Genomic DNA, 22,756 nt, shown 5'->3' on the forward strand with positions numbered 1-22,756 from the left:
GCTGGTGTCAGGGATGTGCCTCAGGATTTTTCCAGGTTGGCCAGGATTCTGCCGTGAACCCGCATGCACACCCGCATATCCTCTTCGTCAACGCCTTCAAACAACTCCCGACGCAGCTGCGTGGCAATGGTTTCGATCTGTTCAATCAGCGGTAAGGCCGGCGCGCAGAGCACGATTTTCTTGGCGCGGCGGTCCTCGGCCACGGCCTGGCGCTGCACCAGTCCCTGGGTTTCCAGGCTATCGAGCAAGCGGGCCAGGGTCGGGCCTTCAACGGCGACGCTCTGGGCCAGCTCACGCTGGGTCGGCGCCTGTTCGAAGCGGGCCAGGTGCAGCAGCACCAGCCAACGCGCCTGGGACAGGCCCAGCCCGGCGAGGCGACGGTCCAGCTCGGCTCGCCAGCCCCGGGACATTTGCGCCAACTGCATGCCAAAGCGGTGTTGATCGGTTAGAGGCATAAAAAACTCATCAGAATCTAAATAGAGAAATACTAATTATTAGTCAGCTAAGCATGAGCTTCGGATTCAAGCAAGGCTGGCACTGTAGTGAATCGTTAAAGGAGCGTAACTGCCTGATCAGACTTCAAATTCCGATTGCAGTGCAGCCCTTACGCAATACAGGACGCCTTCCGGAACGCGGCCTGCAAACAGCGCGGCAACGTCAGATACCGCGGGCAATTCACCCTCGCCGTCGAGAAACGCGTCCTGGATTTCGCCCATCAGTTCTTCGGGCAAATCCAGCGCCTGCTCCAGGGATAGCTGCTGTTGGCCGATCGCCTCGGCCAGCATCGTGTAGACATTCTTTTCCGAACACTGCAGTTGCCCGGCGATCTGTAGCGGGGTCATGCCGGCACGAGCCAGGGTGATGAGTTCGTGGCGTACATCGGCCACGGCTTTCGGCGCTTCGGCTTCACCGCCGAGCACCTGGAGGAAAGCCTCGCCGTAACGCTCCAGCTTGCGCGCGCCAACGCCACTGACCCGGGCCATTTCCGCCAGGGAAGTCGGTTGGCTGCGGAGCATTTCCAGCAACGTCGAGTCGGGGAAAATGACATAGGGCGGCACGCCATGCTCCTCCGCCAGCTTGCGCCGCAAGGCGCGCAAGGCCTCCCACTGATCGCGCTCCTCGCCACGCACCAGTTGGCTGGCCTGGCTCTTGCTGCTCTTGATCGCTGTTGCGGGCTTGAGGTCGCGACGCAGTTCCAGGCTGACCTCGCCTTTGAGCAAGGGCCGGCAGGTCGCGCTCAGGCGCAGGCCGCCATAACCCTCCAGGTCGATGTCGGCCAGGCCGCGCGCCACCAGTTGCCGGAACAGCGAGCGCCATTCGCTCTCGGTGCGGGCCTTGCCCACGCCGAACACCGAAAGGTGCTGATGGCCAAAGCTGCGGACCTTTTCGTTGTCCTTGCCCAGCAGCACGTCCACCAGATGCCCCACGCCATAACGCTGGCCCGTGCGATAGATGGCCGACAGCGCCTGGCGTGCCGGCTCGGTGGCGTCCCAGGTCTCCACGCCGTCGACGCAGTTGTCGCAGTGCCCGCAAGGCTCGGGCATGTCCTCATCGAAATAGGCCAGCAAGGTCTGGCGGCGGCAACGGGTCTCTTCGCAGAGCGACAGCATCGCGTCGAGCTTGTGTTGTTCCAGGCGTTTGTGGCGCTCATCGCCCTCGGAGTTCTGCAGCATCTGCTTGAGCATCACCACGTCCTGCAGGCCGTAGGCCATCCAGGCATCGGCCGGCAAACCGTCACGACCGGCACGGCCGGTTTCCTGGTAATAGGCCTCCAGGGACTTGGGCAGGTCCAAATGCGCGACGAACCGTACGTTGGGCTTGTCGATACCCATGCCGAACGCCACGGTGGCGACCATGATCAGGCCTTCCTCGTTGAGAAAGCGCTTCTGGTGGTAGGCCCGCAGATCGTTGGGCAGGCCGGCATGGTAGGGCAATGCCGGAAAACCTTGCTCGCTGAGGAACGCCGCCACCTCCTCGACTTTCTTGCGCGACAGGCAATAGACGATACCCGCGTCGCTGCGGCGCTCGGCGAGGAACGCCAGCAATTGCTTGCGCGGCTGTTCCTTGGGCACGATGCGGTAGAAAATGTTCGGGCGGTCGAAGCTGGAGAGGAACCGCTCGGCGTTCTGCAGGTGCAGGCGCTCGACGATTTCTTCGCGGGTACGTTTGTCGGCGGTGGCGGTCAGGGCGATGCGCGGTACGTCGGGAAACAGCTCGGCCAATTGTCCCAGCTGCAGATATTCGCGACGGAAATCGTGGCCCCATTGGGATACGCAGTGGGCTTCGTCGATGGCAAACAGGGCGATTTCCAGGCTCTGGAGAAAAGCCAGCATGCGCGGCTGCACGAGACGTTCAGGCGCCAGGTAAAGCATTTTCACTTCACCGCGCTTGATGCGTTCCGCCAGGTCCCGCTGCTGCTCGGCGCTCAGCGTGGAGTTCAACGCGGCGGCGGCAACGCCCAGTTCTTCGAGGGTCGCGACCTGGTCGTCCATCAAGGCGATCAGCGGCGACACCACCACCGCGAGGCCGTTGCGCAGCAGCGCGGGCACCTGGAAGCACAAGGACTTGCCGCCGCCGGTAGGCATGAGCACCAAGGCATCGCCACCGCTGGCCACGCGCTCAATGATGGCACCCTGGCGGCCACGAAAACTGTCGTAGCCGAAGATGTCCTTGAGGACGCGTTGAGCCTGTTCGAGCATAAAAACTCCAAAAATCACCGAAACATCCCTGCAAGGCTGGTCCAGAAACACAAACGCTGCACCGGCGAATCGTAAGTGCGCGTTTCGAACCGCCGGGATGCCGCAGGGCATCACAAAACGCGGCAGTATACCCGAGGGCTTCGTTGCGAAGGGGGTTGCTGACAGGAGGTTTCAGGGCAAATGCCGGACAAGCCCCACCCCGTGGCGAGGGAGCTTGCTCCCGCTGAGTGGCGAAGCCGCCCCAAAAAAACAGGGCCGCTGCGCGACCCAGCGGGAGCAAGCTCCCTCGCCACAGGGACTCTGTAGGCTCGAGACCAGGTGATGCATGACCGGCAAGAAAGCAAATCCACCACGCGGCTGGCCTGAGCGCTCAAGAAAGCCTAGAATTCCCGCATTGTTTATTCCCCAAGGTAGCCTGTAATGTCCTTCGCTGAGCAACTGACCCGCCTGCAAGTCTTCCTCGACGCCGATGAGCTGCACGAAGAAGCGCTGGATTACGTGGCCGCTCATGGCTACCTGACCGCCCTGTCGATCTGCTCCGAGCAGGTGCCGGAGCGTGAATGGATCGACGCCCTGTTCGCCGAAGAACCGCACTACAGCGACGAAGCCCAACGCGCCGAAATCGAAGCGACGCTGGTCGGCCTCAAGGCTCACATCGCCCGCCAACTGGCTTCCGATGAAGAATTCGAGCTGCCGTGCGAGCTGGACCTGGGCGACGATCCGGACGATTCGGAACTGCGCGGCTGGTGCATCGGCTTCATGGAAGGCGTGTTCCTGCGCGAAGCGGCCTGGTTCGAAACCGCCGAAGAGGAAGTCAGCGAAATGTTGTTGCCGATCATGGTCGGTTCCGGCCTGTTCGACGAGCAACCGGAGTTTTCCGACATTGCCGCCGACGCGAACCTGATGGACGACATGATCGTGCAAATCCCCGAAGCGCTGACCGCCTTGTACCTGCTGTGCAACGCCCCGGACGAGAAACCGGCGATCCTCAAGCCGCGCCACCACTGAGTCAGCGGGTGCCCGCGCCCCTCGGCAATCGCCCGCTGATCCTGCGCTACGCTCTGCTCGCCATCGGCTGGCTGAGTGTGGTGCTGGGGGTCATCGGCATCTTTATTCCCGTCCTACCTACCACCCCCTTCCTGTTATTGGCCGCGGCCTGCTTCGCCCGCAGTTCGCCCCGCTTCTACCGCTGGCTGGTGGAGCATCCGCGCCTCGGCCCCTGGATCGGCGACTACCTCAGCGGCAACGGCATCCCGCTCAAGGGCAAGGTCTGCGCCATCGGGTTGATGTGGGCGAGCATCCTGCTGTCGTGCTACCTGGTGCCCCTGCCATGGGCGCGGGTTTTCATGCTGACCAGCGCGGTGCTGGTGACGGTGTATATCCTCAGGCAGAAGACCCTGCGCAAACCTGATTGAAGGCCCTTGCTCCCGCTGGGAGGCGAAGCCGCCCTGAAATCAGCTGATGCGATTCCCCAGGCAGACCGCGCCTGCCGATTTTACGACTGCTGCGCAGCCGAGCGGGAGCAAGCTCCCTCGCCACGGGAACAGCGGTGCCTGGGTCCGGGAAAATTTTGTGCGGGCCAAAATGAAAAACCCGCCATCTCCAGAGCAGAGATGGCGGGTTTTGTCGTTTCAGCTCATCTCACACTGTGTCGACCTTCAACGAATGGTCGTTCAGCATGCCGTTGATGATGGTCGCGGTGTCCGCGCCGCCGATCATTCCGCCTGCGCCCGGCGTGACGCCGTAGTGACTGGCGAGGTTGACGCCGGCCAGGTCGATGGTCTGGTTCGGCGTGGCGCCGGCGGTGCTGCTGACGTCGATGCTGGTGATCAACGAGGCTCCACTGCCGGTCACGCTGAAGTGCAGATAGTCATCAAGCGACGCCGCGCTGCCGTTCTCGCCCAGCAGCAGTTGCGACAGGTCGAGTTTGTCGAGGCCCGGGGTGAAATCCGTGATGACGTCGTGACCGCTGTTGCCCGCTTGCCATTGGAACGTGTCGGCGCCGTTGCCACCGGTGAGGGTGTTGTTGCCCAGGCCGCCGATCAGCAGGTCATCGCCGTCACCGCCGTTGAGCACGTCATGGCCGAGGCCGCCGTCGATGCGATTGCTCAGGCTGTCGCCGGTCAGGTGGTCGTTGAAGTTCGAGCCGACCAGGTTCTCGATGCCAGCCAGGGTGTCGGTGCCGGCCCCCAGGGTGTTCTGTCCGGCCAGCAGGCCGAGATTTACCGTGACGCCGCCGGTGGCATGGGCATAACTGGCGGTGTCGTTGCCAGCGCCGCCGTCGAGCAGGTCGTTACCGGTACTGCTGTAGAGCAAGTCATCGCCAGCCCCGCCATGCAAGGTGTTGTTGCCCGCGCCGGTGCTGAGGATGTCGTTGCCGTCGCCGGCGTTGAGCACGTTGTTGCCATTGCCGGCCAGCAGTACATCGTCGCCCGTGGTCCCCGTCAGGGTGTGGCCCGCCTGGTAGCTGATGCCCACCCCGGCGGAGTCACTGCCGCCGTGGTTGTCGCTGGCAGTGTAGCTGCCGTGATAATCGGGAGTAGTGTCCTGGGCACCGGCGTAGTTGACGGTCAGGGTCAGTTGGTAATTTTCCGAGGCATTGGCGTTGCCATTGCCGGGGTTGGGAATGTTGGTGACATGGATCTGATAATTGCCATCCGCCGCCGCGGTGAACGAGGCGCCATCGTTGATTGCGATGAAGGGGCCGCCGTTAAGCGAATATTCCATGGCGATGCGACCGGCCGTGAGATTGTGATCCAGGGTCAGGGTTTCGCCTTGCTTGAGGCTGATGTTGATCCGGTCCTCATCGTTGGCGTTGTTGTTCGACACCGCTCCCAGCGCCCCGCTGACCACCAGCACTGCGGTCATGCTCGCGGTATTGGCGACGAAGGCACTGCGGTTGAGGCTGATCGACTGGGCGTTGTTGCCAGTGAAACTGGCGGTACCGGTGCTGCCGGTGAAATCCGCGCCCCTGGCCACCCAGCCGGTATTAAAACTGGTCGGCGATGCGGAGAGCGGGTCGCCGTTGGCGTCGCTGTCATTGCCCAGCAGCAGTTCACCCGGAACCACGATGTTGCCCGAGAGCACGTTGGTGATGACGTTGTCATCGACCGCCACCGGAGCGCTGTTGGGTTGGACTTTGATCACCAGGTTGGAGCCCGCCAGGTCACCATCGTTATCGCTGAGGGTGTAGCCGATGTTCTCGGTGATCAAGGTGCTGGTGGTGGTCTGGGAGGTGTAGCTGAACGCGCCGGTATCAAGATTCACCACGAGCATGCCGTCATGCCCGGTGGCGATGCTGACGGTGTTGGTCGCGGTGTTGAAGGTGCCGTGGTTGGCCCCGCCGCTGATGGTCAGCGCCCCCTGGCCACCGTTGGCATCGGGGTTGTAGCTGTAGGTCGTGCCGTCCACCACCAGGCTTTTGATAAACCCGCCGTCGGCGCCGAACGAGCCGCCTTCGCCGAACAGGCTGCCGGTAACCGGCACGCCTTGCACCGTGCCGGAAAGCACCGAATTGAGCTGGTTCAAGTCAGTCACCACCACCGCGTTGGTGTTGGTGTGGGTGCTGCCGTCGTAGGCCAGCGGGTCAAGATTGACGTTTCTGGCGCCGCTGCCCAGGCCGACGGCGTAATTCTTGATGCTGTTGGCGTCGAGGAAGGCCTTCCACGCGGCCTCGTCCGCCGGGCCGATATCGCCCTTGGTCGGCTTGCCGTCGGAGAAAAAATAGCCAACGTTCTGGGCGCCGGTCAGTTGCCCCGGTGTTGCGAACGCCGTCTTGGCCATCTCCACGGCCGCATCGTAATTGGTATCACCGTCCGCCTTCAGCGCGGCGATCAGTGTCTTGGCGGTTGCCACGTCCACCCACACGGCACTCTGGCCGGTGGCGCTGCCGCTGAAGGTCACAAGCTGGACTTTCACGTCGCCCATGTCGTCGTATTTGTCGAGCAAGGCGCTGATCGCCTGTTTGGCCAGGTCCATTCGCGAGAGGCCCGGCACACCGGAATCGTCTTTCATGCTGCCGGACACGTCGAGCACGATCAGCAGGTTCGAATCGATCTCCACCGCCGTGACCGAACGCTCGGACGCGACAGCCTTGGGCACATCGTCGACGATGCTGACCACCAGGTTGCCGGTGGTGCTGTTGCCCAGGGAATCGGTGGCCTGATAGGTGAAGCTTTCGGTCAATACGTTCGGGCCATTGTTGGCATGCGGCGTGGTATTCGCCGGCGAGGTCAGCGTATAGGTGTAAGAGCCATCGGCGTTGAGCAGCAACTGGCCGTGGGCGCCATTGGCGTCTCCCACCAAGGCAAATGTCACCGCGCCGGTTGCACCGCTGACCGAACCGACCAAGGTGCCGGTGGCGGTTTCGCCGGTGCTGCCCGGCTCGCTGCCGGTGGCGGTGCCGGGGGCCAGGTCCTGGCCATCCTGTTTCAGGTCCAGGGCTTTTTCGTAAACGGTGACGTCATGATCGGTTTCAGCGACCAGACAACTGTTGTGCACGTCGATGGTGATGGTCGTGGTGCTTTCATCCCCATCGGCATCGCGCACGGTGTAGGTGAATACATCGGTGGCACCCGGTACGCCAACGGAGTCCGGATTGCTGTGATAGACCGCGTTGCCATTGGCATCCAGGGTCAGGTAGCCGTAGGTGCCGTTGATCTGGGTGTTCAGGCCGCCGTTGGCCGGGCTTGACGTATCGTTGCCGGACCGCACGCCGATCACCACGCCACCATCGGCGCCGAGCACGTCGTTATCCAGCACGTTGCCGCTGACCGTCCCGCCCTCCACCACCGCCGCGGTATCACAGTGCGCCTTGGGCACATCGTCGACGATGTTGATGACGATGGTGCTGGTGACGCTGTTACCGAGTGAGTCCGTAGCTTGATACGTGAAGCTTTCGCTCAACACGTTCGGACCATCATTGGCGGCGGGCGTTGTCGTGGCGGGCGACGTCAGGGTGTAGGTGTACGAACCGTCCGGGTTGAGCAACAGTTGTCCATGGGCGCCAGTGGCATTGCCGATCAGGGCGAAGGTGACGGCGCCGACGGCACCGGTCACCGAGCCGACAAGGCTGCCGCTCGCGGTTTCACTGCTGGCATTCGGCGCACTGCCGGTGACGGTGCCGGGGGCCAGGTCCTGGCCATCCTGGTTGAGATCCAGGGCTTTTTCATAGACGCGGATTTCCTGGTCAGGGGTTGCGGCCAGGCAGCTGTTATCGATGTCGATGGTGATGGTCGTGGTGCTCTCGTCGCCATCGGCGTCGCGCACGGTGTAGGTGAACACATCGGTGGCGCCCGGTGCGCTGACGGCGTTCGGGTTGCTGTGGTAGACCGCGTTGCCGTTGGCGTCGAGGGTCAGGTAGCCGTAGGTGCCATTGATCTGGCTGTTGAGGCCGCCTACGGCGGAGGTCGAAGTATCGCTGCCGGCGCGTACGCCGATCACTGCGCCGCTGGCGGCAGGCCCGTCGGCGCCGCCCTCGTCGTTGTTCAGCACGTTGCCGCTGACCGTCGCGCCCTCTTCCACCGAGGCGGAGTCGGCGTGGGCCTTGGGCAAGTCATCGACAATGTTCACGTCCAGGTTGCCGGTGGCCGTGGTGCCGTTGTCATCGGTGACCACCACGCTGAACTGCTCGCCCAGGCTGTTGGCGCCGTTGGCATTTGCATGCGCTTCGTTGTCGAGCAAGGTGTAGCTGTAGCTGACCACGCCCGTGGCGGCGTTGAAGCCGGTGACGGTCAAGGTGTTGCCCAACGCGGTGGTGATCGATTGCGGGAAACCGGCGGCGACGCCACCGCTGACCACAGTGATGCCGCCGACGCTCAGGGTCTGCACGCCGTCCAGCGCGGTGATGGTGAAAGTGCCGCTCTGGGCCAGCGCCGAGGCGTCCGGGTTGCTGCCGTCGCCGAGGTTTTTCTCCTGCACCGTCAGCTCGCCGCCCTCGGTGTCGAGGCCGTTGATGATCACCGGGTCGTCGTTGTTGTGCACTTGCAGCACCAGGTTGGCGGTGCTGGTGTCGCCGTCGGCGTCGGTCAGGGTGTAGGTGAAGGTTTCGCTGCCATTGCCGCCGCCGTGCAGGCCTTTGAAATCGGTGTCGCCAGGGTTGAGCGTGTAGGTGTAGGAGCCGTCAGCGTTGAGCACCAGCGTGCCGTAGGTGCCGGTGAAGGTGCCGGGGGTAATCGGCCCGGACGCCACCTGATCGGCGCCTTGGCTGTCGTTGGGCAGCACGCTGCCGGTCAGGGTCAGGTTGTTTTCCGAGGCAGTACCGGCGTTGCTGTCGTCCACGGCCTGAGGCACGTCATCGACGATGTTCACGTCCAGGTTGCCGGTGGCCGTGGTGCCGTTGTCATCGGTGACCACCACGCTGAACTGCTCGCCCAGGCTGTTTGCGCCGTTGGCATTTGCATGCGCTTCGTTGTCGAGCAAGGTGTAGCTGTAGCTGACCACGCCCGTGGCGGCGTTGAAGCCGGTGACGGTCAAGGTGTTGCCCAACGCGGTGGTGATCGATTGCGGGAAACCGGCGGCGACGCCACCGCTGACCACAGTGATGCCGCCGACGCTCAGGGTTTGCACACCGTCCAGCGCGGTGATGGTGAACGTGCCGCTCTGGGTCAGCGCCGAGGCGTCCGGGTTGCTGCCGTCGCCGAGGTTTTTCTCCTGCACCGTCAGCTCGCCGCCCTCGGTGTCGAGGCCGTTGATGATCACCGGGTCGTCGTTGTTGTGCACTTGCAGCACCAGGTTGGCGGTGCTGGTGTCGCCGTCGGCGTCGGTCAGGGTGTAGGTAAAGGTTTCGCTGCCGTTGCCGCCGCCGTGCAACGCAACGAATTGCGGGTCGCTGGTATTCAGGGTGTAGGTGTACGTACCGTTGGGGTTGAGCACCAGCGTGCCGTAGGTACCGGTGAACGTGCCGCCGATGATCGGCCCGCTGTCGGGGCCGGTGGGTATGCGATCAGCGCCCTGGTCATCGTTGGGCAATACGTTGCCAGTGAGGGTGACTAGGGTCTCCGACGCGCTGCTGGCGTGGCTGTCGTCCACGGCTTGAGGCACGTCGTCGGTGATGTTGACGTCCAGGGTTCCGTTGGCCGTATCGCCGTCGGCGTCGACGGCCACGACCGGGAATTGCTCGCTGATGGTGTTGGTACCACCGCCCGCCGGATGGGTTTCGTTGTCGGTCAGGGTATAGGTGTAGCTCACCACGCCAGTGGCCGGGTCATAGCCGGTGATGGTCAGCGTGTTGCCCAGCGCCGAGGTGACGGACTGCGGGAAACCTGAAGCCACGCCGCCAGCGATCACGCTGATGCCGCCGATGCTCAGGCTGTTCAAGCCGTCGGGGGCGGAAATGCTGAAGGTGCCGCTTTGCACCAGCGCACCAGGATTGCTGGCGGTACCGTCGGCGAGGTTGGCCTCGTTGGTGCTCAGCTCTCCGCCGTCCACGGTCACGCCATCAAGGGTGACGGGGTTGTCCGGCGTTTCAGGAATGACCGGCGGCACGGTTCCATCGCCATCATCGCCATCATTGCCGTCCGGATCAGCCGCCAGCTCCAGTTGTGGAAACTCGGGAATCCCGTTGAACCCGGCGGTTGGGAAGCCAATCAGAGGATCAACCTCTCCTGCCACCTCCTCCAGCAGCACAAAGCTGTGCCCACCGCCCACTCCGCCCGGGTTGCCGCCCTCGGCGCCCGCCGCCGTGGCCTCGCCGGTCTGGGTCGGGTCGGCGCCGGCGGCGATGGCTTGCTGCAATTGCTGCACATCGGTCAGTTGCGCATTACTTGGCACTGGCGCTTCGGGCGTGTCGACAGGCGCTGCCTGGTTGGCGAGCAGCTGCGGGGTCAGGGTCAGGTCACTTTCGCGGCCCAAGGTCAGTTCCTGGCCGTTCTGCAAATGCACGGCTACTGCGCCCTCAGCGCCGGTGATCAGGTGCTCACCGGCGTACAACCGATCACCTTCGATCAACGGGCGCCGCAGCCCACCGGCGGCCTCTGCGAAAACCTGCCCTACGACCTTACTGACGGTACCGATGAGCGCTGCCATGTGCATTTCCTCCGTTGCCAACCGTAGTCGGCACCTGTGCTGGGTGAAGAAGCGAGACTCAGGCTGGCCGTCAGAATCTGGAAAATCTGCCAGCTTTCGCGAGATCGGAAGGTAGCGGATTTTCGCCACAACGACAAAAAACCGTCACGCATGCCGCCTCACTTTTAAATCTTTTTGCCCTTCTTCACATCGTTTCGAAATTTATCTGGAACTTTTTATTGACGTCTGTAATCCGTCAAGAGCCTTAAATACAAAGGCTTTCGCGTTGAACAATGTGCCGGTTTTTTCCTAGCTCATAAGTTTTTTTTGGAATAAGCGTTATGAGAAATTCTTCTTAGGCTTTTCCTGGAATGTTCTTAGCTGTGTTGTTACAAGGTTGAAACGGTTTTGATCTTTTACACGTCAATATTCTGGCGACAACGAAGCACAACAGACCTCAGGAGATGCATCCCATGCGCGTTCTTACCCCTCTCTGCAGCGCGGTTTTGCTGGCCATGGCCTGCTCTTCTCAAGCGCAGGCCATGTCCTTGACCGAAGCGATACAGAGCACCATCGCGACCCACCCGGAACTCGCACAGCGGGTGGACAGCCGTTTGTCGGCCAATGAAGACGTCAAGGTCGCCCGGGGCGGTTTTTTCCCGTCGGTGGATTTGAACGCCGGCTACGGTCGGGGCTACAGCGACAACACCAACACCCGGGCGCTGGGCAACCATCACACCAATATCCTCACCTACACCCAGTCGGAGCTGCGCCTGCGCCAGATGATCTTTGACGGGTTCAACACCGCCAACGAAGTGGAACGCACCAAGGGTGTGGTCAACTCCCGCGCCTATTACGCCCAGGGCACCGCGCAGGACCTGGCCCTGCGGACCATCGAGGTCTACCTGGAAGTGCTCAAGCGTCGCGAGCTGGTAACCCTGGCCAAGAACAACCTGCAGGCGCACCTGCGCGTCAACGACCAGATCGGCCTGCGCACCGAGCGTGGGGTGGGCAGCACGGCCGACTCCGACCAGTCCAATGCCCGTCGGGCCCTGGCGGAAAACAACTACGACACCGCTCAGGTCGACCTGGCCGATGCCGAGGCGAACTTCTACAGCGTGGTCGGGCGCATGCCCGATGAGCTGGAAGCCCCGCCCTCGACCAAGGGCGAAATCCCGGTCGACCTGCGCGAAGCCCAGCAGAGCATGGTGGATAACAACCCGTACCTGAAATCGGCCCAGGCCGACATCCAGTCCGCCGAAAGCCAGTATGAAGTGGCGAAATCGCCGTTCTACCCGCGCTTCGATGCGGAAGCGGCGGTGGGCGCCAACAACAACCTCGGCGGCGAAGAAGGCCACGACAACAACTGGCGGCTGGGCGTGGTGATGAACTACAACCTGTTGCGCGGTGGTAGCGACAAGGCCCGGCTGGCCTCCAACGCCCACCAGATCAACCAGGCCATGGACATCCGCAACAATGCCCTGCGCCAACTCAACGAAGACACGCGCCTGGCCTGGAACGCGATGCTCAACGCCCGCAAACAGACCCCGACGGCCCGTGAGTACGCCGACACCACCGCCCGCGTGCGTGCCGCTTATCAAGACCAGTTCGGCCTCGGCCAACGGACCCTGCTCGACTTGCTCGACAGCGAAAACGAGCTGTACAACGCCAACCGTCGCTACACCGAGGTGCGCTACACCGAGGAATACTCGATGTACCGCGTGCTGGCGAATATGGGCCTGTTGTTGAGCAAACAGCGGATCGTGCTGCCGGCCGACGCCGTCGCCCAGACCGAAGTCAAGAACCAGGCACGGCTGCCGGAACTGAAGTAGTCCATGGGAGCGATCGACATGACCCGCATGGAACCGGTAATCCCCGGCGCCGACCCGCGCCTGAACTTCGATGACCCGTTGCTGGACGGCTTGTTGATCCTCTGCAAACTCCATGGCGCGACTGTCAGCCGCGCCAGCCTCAGCGCCGGGTTGCCAATGGCGCACCAACGCCTGAGCCTGGACCTGCTGCCTCGCGCAGCGGCCCGGGCCAGTCTGCAGGCGCGGCTGCTGCGTCGCGACCTGGCGGACATTTCAGCGCTCAATCTGCCGGTGATGCTGATTCTGGCCGGAGGTCGCTGCGCGATATTGCGCCGCTGGGGTGACGACGGCCAGGCGCTGATCCTGCCCAGCGAAGCCGACGGCGGCGAACAATGGGTCAGCCGTCAGGAGCTGGCCGCCGACTACAGCGGCCAGGCCTTGTTCGCCCGACCGCGCCACGAACTGGAAGATTTGCGCGCGCCGCTGGTGCCGCGAGTCGAGGCCTGGTTTCGTGACACCTTGAAACTGTCGCGCTGGCTGTACAGCGACGCGATCCTGGCGAGCTTTCTAATCAACTTGCTGGGATTGATGGTGCCGCTGTTCGTAATGCAGACCTACGACCGCGTGGTGCCGAACCAGGCCACGTCGACATTGTGGGTGCTGGCCGTCGGGCTGCTGATCGGCACCGGGTTCGAACTGGTGTTGCGGGTCGTGCGGGCTCATCTGCTGGACAGCGCCGGCAAAAAGACCGATGTGATTCTCTCCGCCACGCTGTTCGAACGCATCACCGGCATGGCGATGAAAGCCAAACCGGTGACCATCGGCGGCTTCGCCCAGAGCATCCATGACTTCCAGGGCCTGCGGGAATTTCTTACCGCCGTGACCCTGACCAGCCTGATCGACTTGCCCTTTGCCGCGCTGATGCTGGTGGTGATCGGCCTGCTTGGCGGCTGGCTGGTGGTGATACCCGTGGTGGCGTTCCCGATCACCGTGGTTTTCGCCATGATCATCCAGGCGCGCCTGCGCGACACCGTGCAGAAAAGCCTGGCCCTCGGCGCCCAGCGCCAGGCCTTGCTGATCGAAACCCTCGGCGGCCTGGAAACCCTCAAGGCCTGCAGCGCCGAAAGCGAACGCCAGCATCAGTGGGAAAGCACTCATGGCGCCCTCACCCGCCTCGACAGCCACGCCCGCAACCTTTCGGCGCTGGCAACCAACGGCACGCTGTTCCTGCAACAACTGGCCGGCATGGCAACCATAGTTGCCGGCGTCTACAGCATCATTGCCGGCAACCTCAGCGTCGGCGCACTGGTGGCGACCTACATGCTCGGCAGCCGGGTCCTCGCGCCGCTGGGCCAGATCGCCGGGCTGATCACTCGCTACCAGCAAGCCCAGCTCACCATGCGCAGCACCGATGCCTTGATGGCCCTGCCCCAGGAGCGCGACGCCAGCCAGCGTCCGCTGGAGCGCACCCAATTGCAGGGCGCCCTGGATGTCAGCGGCGTGACCTTCCACTACGACGGCCAGAGTACTCCGGCGTTGGCAAACGTCAGTTTCAGCCTCAAGCCTGGCGAGCGCGTCGGGATCATCGGCCGCAGCGGCTCGGGCAAAAGCACCCTGGCGCGCCTGGTGATGGGTTTTTATGCCCCGCAGGAAGGTCAGTTGCTGCTCGATGGCCTGGACCTGCGGCAACTGGACGTCGCCGACCTGCGTCAACAGATCGGCTACGTTGCCCACGACCTGCCGCTGCTGGCCGGCAGCCTGCGCGACAACCTCACCCTTGGCGCCCGTTACATCAGCGACGGCCGCATGCTGGAGGTGGCGGAACTCACCGGCGTGACCGAACTGGCGCGCCAGCACCCGCAAGGCTTCGATCGCCCGGTCGGCGAGCGCGGCCAGCTGCTGTCCGGAGGTCAGCGCCAGGCCGTGCTGCTGGCCCGGGCCCTGCTGCTCGACCCGCCGATCCTCTTGCTCGATGAACCCACCAGCGCCATGGACAACAGCAGCGAAGACACCTTGCGGCAAAAACTTCACGCCCATGTGCAGGGCAAGACCGTGCTGCTGGTCACCCACCGTACCTCGATGCTGAGCCTGGTGGATCGCCTGGTGGTGCTGGAAAACGGACGGATCGTGGCGGACGGACCGAAGGACGCGGTGATCGATGCGCTGCGCAAAGGGCGGGTGGGGTCTGCTGCAGTATAAAAGTCACCAACTATTCCTCCCCACAAAAGCAGCACTCAGTAAATCTTAATTAACCAACGGGTACTGCCCCCATGCCAGCTCAAACACCTGATTCAGCCGCCCGAAGCTACTTCGGCAGTTTCAGCAAAAGCGCCGAAAGCGAGTTCATGCCGGAAACCGCCAGCGCGACATTGCAGGACTCGCCCCGGCGTTCGCGCGTGACGGTGTGGCTGGCCGCCGGGCTGATTGTCAGCGGGTTGGTCTGGGCCAAACTGGCCGTGCTGCAGGAAGTCACCACGGGCGAAGGCAAGGCGATCCCATCAAGCAAGATCCAGGTGATCCAGAACCTGGAAGGCGGCATCGTCACCGAGATCTTCGTGCGCGAAGGCCAGATGGTGAACAAGGGCGAGACCCTGCTGCGCCTGGATGACACGCGGTTCCTGTCAAACAAGGGCGAGAGCGAGGCCGATCGTTATGCCCTCACGGCCCAGGTCGAACGCCTGTCGGCCGAGGCTGAAGGGCGGCCGTTTGCGCTGTCGGCAGAGGTGACCGCCAAGGCCCCGCAAGTGGCCGAGGACGAACGTTCGTTGTATCAACAACGCCAGCGGCGCCTGGCCAGCGAGCAACGCACCCTCACCGAACAGCTGCGGCAGAAAACCCAGGAACTCGCCGAGTTTCGCTCCAAACAAGGCCAGTTCAGCTCGGCCCTGTCCTTGCTGCAGGAAGAAATGAACATGTCGGCGCCGCTGGTGCGCACCGGGGCGGTTTCACCGGTGGAAATCCTCCGGCTCAAGCGCAGCGCGGTGGAGGTGCGCGGCTCACTCAACGCCACCACCCTGGCGATCCCTCGGGCCGAGTCGGCGATCAACGAGATCAAGAGCAAGATCGACGAATCGGAGCAATCCTTCCGCTCCGACGCGGCCAAGGAGCTCAACGAGAAACGCACCGAGCTGTCGAAAATCACCGCCTCGAGTATCGCCATCGATGACCGGGTGACCCGCACCACCGTGGTCTCGCCGGTGCGTGGGGTGATCAAGCAGCTCAAGGTCAACACCATTGGCGGCGTGGTCCAGCCGGGCAGCGACATGGTCGAAATCGTCCCACTGGAGGACAACCTGCTGATCGAAGCCAAGGTCCGCCCACAAGACGTGGCCTTTCTCCACCCGGGCCAGAAAGCCATGGTCAAGTTCAGCGCCTACGACTACACGATCTATGGCGGCCTGAGCGCCAAGCTCGAACTGATCGGCGCCGACACCATCACCGATGACAAGGGCAACAGCTTCTACCTGATCCAGGTGCGCACCGATAAAAACCATTTGGGCGGCGATGCCAAACCGTTGCTGATCATCCCGGGGATGGTGGCGACGGTGGACATCATCACCGGGGAGAAAAGTGTACTGGATTACCTGCTCAAGCCGGTGTTGAAGGCGCGGACCGAGGCGATGCGTGAGCGCTGAGCCGGATTCCACTCAACCCGTGGCGAGGGAGCTTGCTCCCGCTGGGTTGCGTAGCAGCCCCGAGACCATTCACCTCGTTGGGTCAGGCAGACCGCGCCAGCGGGTTTTACGACGGCTGCGCCGCCGAGCGGGAGCAAGCTCCCTCGCCACAGGGTTCTTCTAACCTCCATGGTTTTTTTGGAAGATCTCCTCCCCCATCGCCGCGATCTGCCCCTCGATCAGCGCCTCGAACGGCCTCAGCAACGGCTCGAAACTTGTCGGTGCTTCGAGGGTTTGCAGTGCCTGGACAATCGCCTCCACCGTCGACAACGCGCCCGGCCCGGGCGCCTTGCGCAAGCGGTAACGGGACACGCCGCCGTCGGCCAGGGTGACCCTCGGCAGCGCCGCCAGCAACGGGTTCAGGTGCAGCAGCTTGCGCGCCTTGCGCCAGGTACCGTCGGGGACGACCAATAGCAGCGGGTCATCGCTGGGACCGTAGGCTTGCATCGGCTGCGCATCGTCGGCGGGAAACAACAACCGCGCCTGATAGCCCGGTTGATCGAGCAACCTGGGCAAATCCTCGAACACCTCGCCGACGATCAATTCGGCGTTGTTCAGGCCCAATGCCGCCAACCGCGCCGTGTTCAAGGCATGGTTCACCTCGCTGGGATGCTGCAACAGCAGAACACGGGTGCGGCTGTCGAGACTGGGGATCAATGGGCACAGGCAATGGCTTTGCGGACGGTGGCAACGCGGGCATAGAATTCTGGACATGGTCAGGCCTGGTTCAGTTGAGCTTTGAGCAGATCACGGAAGGTCTGGATCAGCGGCTCGCGGCTGCGGCCACGGCGCACGATCATCGAAAACGGCGCCTGATAACCAAAGGTCGCCGGCAGCAGCACGCGCAGATCGCCCTTGTCGACCCAGGCCTGGGCGTAGTGCTCGGGCAGATAACCGATGTAGGCACCTGACAGCACCAGAATCAGTTGCGCTTCCATACTTTCTACCGTCGCCGCGCTGTGCTTGAAGCCGTGGCGCGCCAGTTCGGCCTGGCTCCAGTAACCGCGCCCGACCATACGCTGCTGGGTAATGAGTTGTTCGGGGATGCGCCGTTCGTTGAATAACGGATGCCGGTTGCTGCAATACAACCAGTGCTGTTCGCGGTACAGCGGCATATAGACCAGCCCGCTCATGCGCGTGGAAAACGCGCCGATGGCCAGGTCCAGGCGATTGTCCTGCACGCCGAGTTGCAACTCGTAGGGGCTCATGACCGACAAGTGCAAATGCACCGCCGGGTGCTCCTGGCTGTAGGCGCCGATGGCTTCGGCGAACGGCAACGCCTTGTCGCTGACCGTCGAATCGATCACGCCCAGGTTCAGCGTACCGCGCAACTCGCCCTTGAGCGCCGCGGCGTATTGCTCGAAACCTTCGAGCTCGCCCAACAGGCGCAGGGTTTCCTGATGGAACAGCTCGCCTTTGCTGGTCAGGCTGAACCCGCCCCGCCCACGATGACAGAGCACCAGGCCCAGGGCCGATTCGAGTTGGCTCATGTAGGTGCTGATCGCCGACGTGGAAAGGTTGAGCTCGTGCTGGGCATTGGCAAACCCCTGGTGCCGGACCACGCTGACAAAAATGCGCAGCAGTTTCAGGTCGGGTAGAGCGTTGGCCATGGGGGTATCTCCAGATCACACATATACAGAGCCTGCCGTGCTTTTGTGGCGAGGGAGCTTGCTCCCGCTGGGCTGCGAAGCGGCCCCAAAACCATTCACCTTGATGTATCAGGCAGACCGCGTTGGCTGGTTTTGCGATGGCTGCGCCATCGAGCGGGAGCAAGCTCCCTCGCCACAGAGGTTAATCGTCTGCCCCAGGATTGCGCTGCTGCGGAGTCTATCGCCCCACTTACCATTAGTTTAGAAAAATCTGAACTAAGTATTTGCCGCCAGCGATTCTTCACGGCGAAGGCTTTTCGCAGAATCGGCCCCTGATAAATAAAACAAACGATGAGGCCCTACCCGTGGACAAGATTCTTCACCAACCACTGGGCGGCAACGAAATGCCGCGCTTCGGCGGCATCGCCACCATGATGCGCCTGCCCCATTTGCCCACCGCCGCCGGCCTGGACGCTGCCTTTGTCGGCGTGCCACTGGACATCGGCACCTCCCTGCGCGCCGGTACCCGCTTCGGGCCCCGCGAGATCCGCGCCGAATCCGTGATGATCCGTCCCTACAACATGGCCACCGGTGCCGCGCCGTTCGACTCGCTGTCGGTGGCGGACATTGGCGATGTGGCAATCAATACCTTCAACCTGCTGGACGCGGTGCGGATCATCGAAGAGTCGTACCACAAGATCCTCGAACACAACGTCATCCCCCTGACGCTGGGCGGCGACCACACCATCACCCTGCCGATCCTGCGGGCGATCCACAAAAAGCATGGCAAGGTCGGCCTCGTGCACATCGACGCCCACGCTGATGTGAACGATCACATGTTCGGCGAGAAAATCGCCCATGGCACCACCTTCCGCCGCGCCGTGGAAGAAGGCCTGCTCGACTGCGATCGCGTGGTGCAGATCGGCCTGCGCGCCCAGGGTTATACCGCCGAGGATTTCAACTGGAGCCGTAACCAGGGCTTCCGTGTGGTCCAGGCCGAAGAATGCTGGCACAAGTCTCTGGCCCCATTGATGGCCGAAGTGCGCGAGAAAGTCGGTGGCGGCCCGGTGTACCTGAGCTTCGACATCGACGGCATCGATCCGGCCTGGGCGCCAGGCACCGGCACCCCGGAAATCGGCGGCCTGACCACCATCCAGGCGATCGAGATCGTCCGTGGCTGCCAGGGCCTCGACCTGGTCGGTTGCGATCTGGTAGAAGTTTCGCCGCCGTACGACACCACCGGCAACACCTCGCTGCTGGGCGCCAACCTGCTGTACGAGATGCTCTGCGTACTGCCCGGCGTGGTCCATCGCTGAGGCGCCGCCATGAGCCATCCAGATCAGGTTCTCAAGGCCGCCGCCGAGCTGGTGTCGGCCTTTGCCCGTAATGACCGCGAGGCTTACTTCGGCGCTTTCAGCGCTGATGCGAGCTTCGTGTTCTACACGCTCGAACAGCCGCTGTTGTCACGCGAGGCCTACCAGGCCTTGTGGGACCGCTGGCGCGCCGAGGATGGCTTCGAGGTGCTGCGTTGCACCTCGAGCAACGCCTTCGTCAGCCTGCAAGGGGACGTGGCGATTTTCATCCATGACGTGGCCACCGAGCTGCGCATGCAAGGGGAGCTGCACTTTAGCCAGGAGCGCGAAACCATCGTGTTTCGCCAAGAACAACAAGGCCTATGGCTGGCCTGTCATGAACATTTGTCCGCAATGCCGGAAGGGCTGCCACCCCCTTAGCCAAGCAGGCGACGTTCACATCCGATGAACGCGCCTCGATGATCGGAGCAGATCATGAATAACAATAACGATAAAAGCCTTACGCAAATTGAAACCAACGGGGTCGAACAGATCCCCGACCACCAACGAACCGCCGGCCCAGGGGATCTGTTTCGACTGATCTTCGGCGGCGCCAACACCTTTGCCACCGCGGTGCTCGGCAGCTTTCCGGTGCTGTTCGGGCTGTCATTCCAGGCCGGCGTCTGGGCAATCGTGCTGGGGGTACTGGTCGGTTCGATCATCCTCGCGCCGATGGGCCTGTTCGGCCCGCTCAACGGCACCAACAACGCCGTGTCCTCGGGTGCGCATTTTGGCGTCCATGGGCGAATCGTCGGCTCCTTCCTGTCGCTGCTGACCGCCATCGCGTTCTTCTCGCTGTCGGTGTGGAGCTCGGGCGACGCGCTGATCGGCGGCGCCAAGCGACTGGTCGGCGTACCGGAAACCGACCTGAGCCTGGGCCTGGCCTACGGCCTGTTTGCCCTGCTGGTATTGACGGTGTGCATCTACGGCTTTCGCTTCATGCTGTGGGTCAACCGCATCGCCGTGTGGGCCGCCAGCCTGTTGTTCCTCTTGGGCATCTTCGCCTTCGCGCCGAGCTTCGACAGCCAGTTCGCCGGCACGGTCAGCCTCGGCCAGCCGGGCTTCTACGCCGCCTTCATCGGCGCGGCGCTGGTGGCCATGAGCAACCCGATTTCCTTCGGCGCGTTCCTCGGCGACTGGTCGCGCTACATCCCGCGCAACACGCCCAAGCCACGCATCATGCTGGCGGTCATCGCCGCTCAGTTGGCCACGCTGATACCGTTTCTGTTCGGCCTTGCCACCGCCACCATCGTCGCGATCAAGGCGCCGGACTACATCGCTGCGAACAACTACGTGGGCGGCCTGCTGGTGGTATCGCCGGGATGGTTCTTCCTGCCGGTGTGCCTGATCGCGGTGATCGGCGGCATGTCCACCGGCACCACCTCGCTGTATGGCACCGGGCTGGACATGTCCAGCGTGTTCCCTCGGCTGCTGTCGCGGGTCAAGGCGACGCTGCTGATCGGCGTGCTGTCGATTGCGTTCATCTTCATCGGGCGCTTCGCCGCGAACCTGGTGCAGAGCGTCTCGACCTTCGCCGTGCTGATCATCACCTGCACCACGCCGTGGATGGTGATCATGATCATCGGCCTGGTGGTGCGCCGCGGCTTCTACTGCCCGGACGACCTGCAAGTCTTCACTCGTGGCGAAACCGGCGGGCGCTACTGGTTCAGCCATGGCTGGAACTGGCGCGGCCTGGGGGCGTGGATTCCCAGCGCACTGGTGGGGCTGTGCTTCGTCAACCTGCCGGGGCAATTCGTCGGGCCGTTGGGAGAGCTGGCCGGTGGCATCGACATAAGCCTGCCGGTGACCCTGGGGCTGGCCTCGGTGGTGTACCTGCTGTTGCTCGGGCTGTTTCCGGAACCGGCGGCGGTGTATGGGCCGCAGGATCCGCGAAGCGCTGACCCGCTAAACCCGCCAGAACTGCGACAGGCCGCCTGACTGACCAATTCCCGTGGCTAGGGAGCTTGCTCCCGCTGGGTTGCGCAGCGACCCCAAGGTTTTCTGAATTGAAAGCGACGACTGCTGCGCAGTCGAGCGGGAGCAAGCTCCCTCGCCACGAAAGCCCGTTCGCAGTGAGGCTGCGGTGTCAGCGCCAATAGCCTCGCCCCATATAAAAAAGACCAACGGAGACACGCCATCATGGCCTTGGATTTAATCGTCGTTCTCATCTACGCCACCGGCATGATCGCCCTGGGCTGGTACGGCATGCGCCGCGCCAAGACCCGTGACGACTACCTCGTCGCCGGGCGCAACCTCGGTCCGGGTTTTTACCTGGGCACCATGGCCGCCACCGTACTGGGTGGCGCGTCGACTATCGGCACCGTGCGTCTGGGCTATGTCCACGGCATTTCCGGCTTCTGGTTGTGCGGCGCCATCGGCCTGGGCATCGTCGGGCTGAGCCTGTTCCTCGCCAAGCCGTTGCTCAAGCTGAGGATCTACACCGTGACCCAAGTGCTGGAGCGCCGCTACAACCCGGCCGCGCGCCACGCCAGCGCGGTGATCATGCTGGTCTATGCGCTGATGATCGGCGCCACCTCGACCATCGCCATCGGCACGGTCATGCAGGTGCTGTTCGGCCTGCCCTTCTGGGTTTCGATCCTGGTGGGCGGCGGCGTGGTGGTTCTTTATTCCACAATCGGCGGCATGTGGTCGCTGACCCTGACCGACATCGTCCAATTCCTGATCATGACCATCGGCCTGGTGTTCTTGCTGATGCCCATGTCGATCGTCGATGCCGGCGGTTGGGATGCAATGGTGGCGGCTTTGCCGGCGCGTTATTTCGATTTCACCGCCATCGGCTGGGACACCATCCTCACCTACTTCCTGATCTACTTCTTCGGCATCTTTATCGGCCAGGACATCTGGCAACGGGTGTTCACCGCCCGCAGCGAAGGCGTGGCGAAAGTCGCTGGCACCGCGGCCGGCCTGTATTGCGTGCTCTACGGCCTTGCCGGTGCGCTGATCGGGATGGCCGCCAAAGTCTTGCTGCCGGACCTGGAAAACGTCAACAACGCCTTCGCCAGCGTGGTACAGACCAGCCTGCCGAACGGCATTCGCGGCCTGGTGATCGCAGCCGCGTTGGCGGCATTGATGTCCACCGCCGCAGCAGGCCTGCTCGCAGCATCCACCACGGTGGTCCAGGACTTGCTGCCCCGCTTGCGCCAGGGCCGTGAAAGCGGCGACGGCGACGTTCACGAAAACCGTATCGCGACCCTGCTGCTGGGCGCTGTGGTATTGGCTATCGCCTTGGTCGTCAGCGACGTGATCAGCGCCCTGACACTGGCCTACAACCTGCTGGTCGGCGGCATGCTGATCCCGTTGATCGGGGCGATCTACTGGAAACGCGCAACCACCGCCGGCGCGATCACCAGCATGTCGCTGGGCTTCGTCACCGCGCTGTTCTTCATGTTCAAGGATGGCCTGGATGCGAACACGCCGATCTACTACAGCCTGAGCGTGGCGTTGGTGAGCTTCGTGGTGGTGAGCCTGCTGTCGCCACGGTCGGAGGTGGTGGCCAAGGCGGTTTGATCAGGTAGCAGAAGAGTTTTCTTCGAGGGGTATGGCGTCGGCGGCCATGCCCCTTTTTTGCCAAATCGATCCCCGTGGCGAGGGAGCTTGCTCCCGCTG

General features: G+C 63.1%; 14 protein-coding genes. 9 read left to right on the plus strand and 5 right to left on the minus strand.

Translation table 11 applies throughout. The features are described from left to right. Window positions 1–20: 20 nt before the first annotated feature. Together M1E16_RS19950 and recQ are read right to left on the minus strand one after the other, a co-directional pair. Window positions 21–455 carry a MarR family transcriptional regulator gene (locus tag M1E16_RS19950; RefSeq protein WP_305499533.1) on the minus strand — a complete coding sequence of 145 codons (435 nt, stop codon included), beginning with the start codon at window positions 453–455 and terminating at the stop codon, window positions 21–23. A 117-nt stretch (window positions 456–572) separates the two neighbouring features. Continuing rightward, on the minus strand, window positions 573–2,699 hold the full coding sequence (gene recQ, locus M1E16_RS19955) for a DNA helicase RecQ (RefSeq protein ID WP_434629157.1): 2,127 nt from the start codon (window positions 2,697–2,699) through the stop codon (window positions 573–575). 420 nt (window positions 2,700–3,119) lie between these two features. Between recQ and M1E16_RS19960 the strand changes: the two genes are divergently transcribed. Beyond that, complete coding sequence (locus M1E16_RS19960) at window positions 3,120–3,707, plus strand: UPF0149 family protein (protein WP_434629155.1); 588 nt, start codon at window positions 3,120–3,122, stop codon at window positions 3,705–3,707. Window positions 3,708–3,715: 8 nt separating this feature from the next. Continuing rightward, window positions 3,716–4,114 carry a YbaN family protein gene (locus M1E16_RS19965; RefSeq protein ID WP_458128198.1) on the plus strand — a complete coding sequence of 133 codons (399 nt, stop codon included), beginning with the start codon at window positions 3,716–3,718 and terminating at the stop codon, window positions 4,112–4,114. Between the two features lie 226 nt (window positions 4,115–4,340). Here the strand turns inward: M1E16_RS19965 and M1E16_RS19970 are convergent, their stop codons facing one another. Next, window positions 4,341–10,724, minus strand: a complete 6,384-nt coding sequence (locus tag M1E16_RS19970) for a retention module-containing protein (protein ID WP_458128199.1) — start codon at window positions 10,722–10,724, stop codon at window positions 4,341–4,343. A 452-nt stretch (window positions 10,725–11,176) separates the two neighbouring features. Between M1E16_RS19970 and M1E16_RS19975 the strand changes: the two genes are divergently transcribed. The 3 genes from M1E16_RS19975 (at window position 11,177) to M1E16_RS19985 (ending at window position 16,149) form a co-directional block, all read left to right on the plus strand. After that, entirely contained in the window at window positions 11,177–12,535 is a 1,359-nt protein-coding gene (locus tag M1E16_RS19975; protein WP_305499524.1) for a TolC family outer membrane protein, read from the plus strand. Window positions 12,536–12,553: 18 nt separating this feature from the next. Next, on the plus strand, window positions 12,554–14,713 hold the full coding sequence (locus M1E16_RS19980; protein ID WP_458128200.1) for a type I secretion system permease/ATPase: 2,160 nt from the start codon (window positions 12,554–12,556) through the stop codon (window positions 14,711–14,713). A gap of 71 nt (window positions 14,714–14,784) precedes the next feature. Next, the gene (locus M1E16_RS19985) at window positions 14,785–16,149 is read left to right on the plus strand and encodes an HlyD family type I secretion periplasmic adaptor subunit (protein WP_458128201.1); all 1,365 of its coding nucleotides are present in this window, start codon (window positions 14,785–14,787) and stop codon (window positions 16,147–16,149) included. A 159-nt stretch (window positions 16,150–16,308) separates the two neighbouring features. Here M1E16_RS19985 and M1E16_RS19990 read toward each other — a convergent pair whose 3' ends face one another. Together M1E16_RS19990 and M1E16_RS19995 are read right to left on the minus strand one after the other, a co-directional pair. Then, window positions 16,309–16,902: a tRNA-uridine aminocarboxypropyltransferase gene (locus tag M1E16_RS19990; RefSeq protein WP_458128202.1), complete on the minus strand. Its 594-nt coding sequence runs from the start codon at window positions 16,900–16,902 to the stop codon at window positions 16,309–16,311. 2 nt (window positions 16,903–16,904) lie between these two features. Next, window positions 16,905–17,798 (minus strand): LysR family transcriptional regulator, encoded by an 894-nt coding sequence (locus M1E16_RS19995; protein WP_434572557.1) that lies wholly within the window; start codon window positions 17,796–17,798, stop codon window positions 16,905–16,907. A gap of 344 nt (window positions 17,799–18,142) precedes the next feature. On the opposite strand from M1E16_RS19995, the gene speB reads away from it, so the two are divergent. The 4 genes from speB to M1E16_RS20015 all read left to right on the plus strand — a co-directional run bounded on the left by speB (window position 18,143) and on the right by M1E16_RS20015 (window position 22,657). Then, window positions 18,143–19,093: an agmatinase gene (gene speB, locus M1E16_RS20000; RefSeq protein ID WP_045155351.1), complete on the plus strand. Its 951-nt coding sequence runs from the start codon at window positions 18,143–18,145 to the stop codon at window positions 19,091–19,093. Window positions 19,094–19,102: 9 nt separating this feature from the next. Continuing rightward, window positions 19,103–19,510: a YybH family protein gene (locus M1E16_RS20005; protein WP_434697133.1), complete on the plus strand. Its 408-nt coding sequence runs from the start codon at window positions 19,103–19,105 to the stop codon at window positions 19,508–19,510. A 51-nt stretch (window positions 19,511–19,561) separates the two neighbouring features. Beyond that, window positions 19,562–21,067 (plus strand): purine-cytosine permease family protein, encoded by a 1,506-nt coding sequence (locus tag M1E16_RS20010; RefSeq protein ID WP_458130351.1) that lies wholly within the window; start codon window positions 19,562–19,564, stop codon window positions 21,065–21,067. A gap of 201 nt (window positions 21,068–21,268) precedes the next feature. Then, window positions 21,269–22,657, plus strand: coding sequence for a sodium:solute symporter family protein (locus M1E16_RS20015; RefSeq protein WP_434672549.1), 1,389 nt, complete (start codon window positions 21,269–21,271; stop codon window positions 22,655–22,657). Window positions 22,658–22,756 lie beyond the last annotated feature (99 nt).

The organism is Pseudomonas sp. Z2-11, from assembly GCF_054161305.1.

Excerpts from the sequence above, each read along its gene's own strand:
- M1E16_RS20015 (WP_434672549.1), top strand. The coding sequence starts at position 21,269 with ATGGCCTTGGATTTAATCGTCGTTCTCATCTACGCCACCGGCATGATC.
- M1E16_RS19970 (WP_458128199.1), bottom strand. The coding sequence starts at position 10,724 with ATGGCAGCGCTCATCGGTACCGTCAGTAAGGTCGTAGGGCAGGTTTTC.
- M1E16_RS19950 (WP_305499533.1), bottom strand. The coding sequence starts at position 455 with ATGCCTCTAACCGATCAACACCGCTTTGGCATGCAGTTGGCGCAAATG.
- M1E16_RS20005 (WP_434697133.1), top strand. The coding sequence starts at position 19,103 with ATGAGCCATCCAGATCAGGTTCTCAAGGCCGCCGCCGAGCTGGTGTCG.
- M1E16_RS19960 (WP_434629155.1), top strand. The coding sequence starts at position 3,120 with ATGTCCTTCGCTGAGCAACTGACCCGCCTGCAAGTCTTCCTCGACGCC.
- M1E16_RS19980 (WP_458128200.1), top strand. The coding sequence starts at position 12,554 with ATGACCCGCATGGAACCGGTAATCCCCGGCGCCGACCCGCGCCTGAAC.
- M1E16_RS19985 (WP_458128201.1), top strand. The coding sequence starts at position 14,785 with ATGCCAGCTCAAACACCTGATTCAGCCGCCCGAAGCTACTTCGGCAGT.
- M1E16_RS19975 (WP_305499524.1), top strand. The coding sequence starts at position 11,177 with ATGCGCGTTCTTACCCCTCTCTGCAGCGCGGTTTTGCTGGCCATGGCC.
- M1E16_RS19990 (WP_458128202.1), bottom strand. The coding sequence starts at position 16,902 with ATGTCCAGAATTCTATGCCCGCGTTGCCACCGTCCGCAAAGCCATTGC.
- recQ (WP_434629157.1), bottom strand. The coding sequence starts at position 2,699 with ATGCTCGAACAGGCTCAACGCGTCCTCAAGGACATCTTCGGCTACGAC.
- M1E16_RS19995 (WP_434572557.1), bottom strand. The coding sequence starts at position 17,798 with ATGGCCAACGCTCTACCCGACCTGAAACTGCTGCGCATTTTTGTCAGC.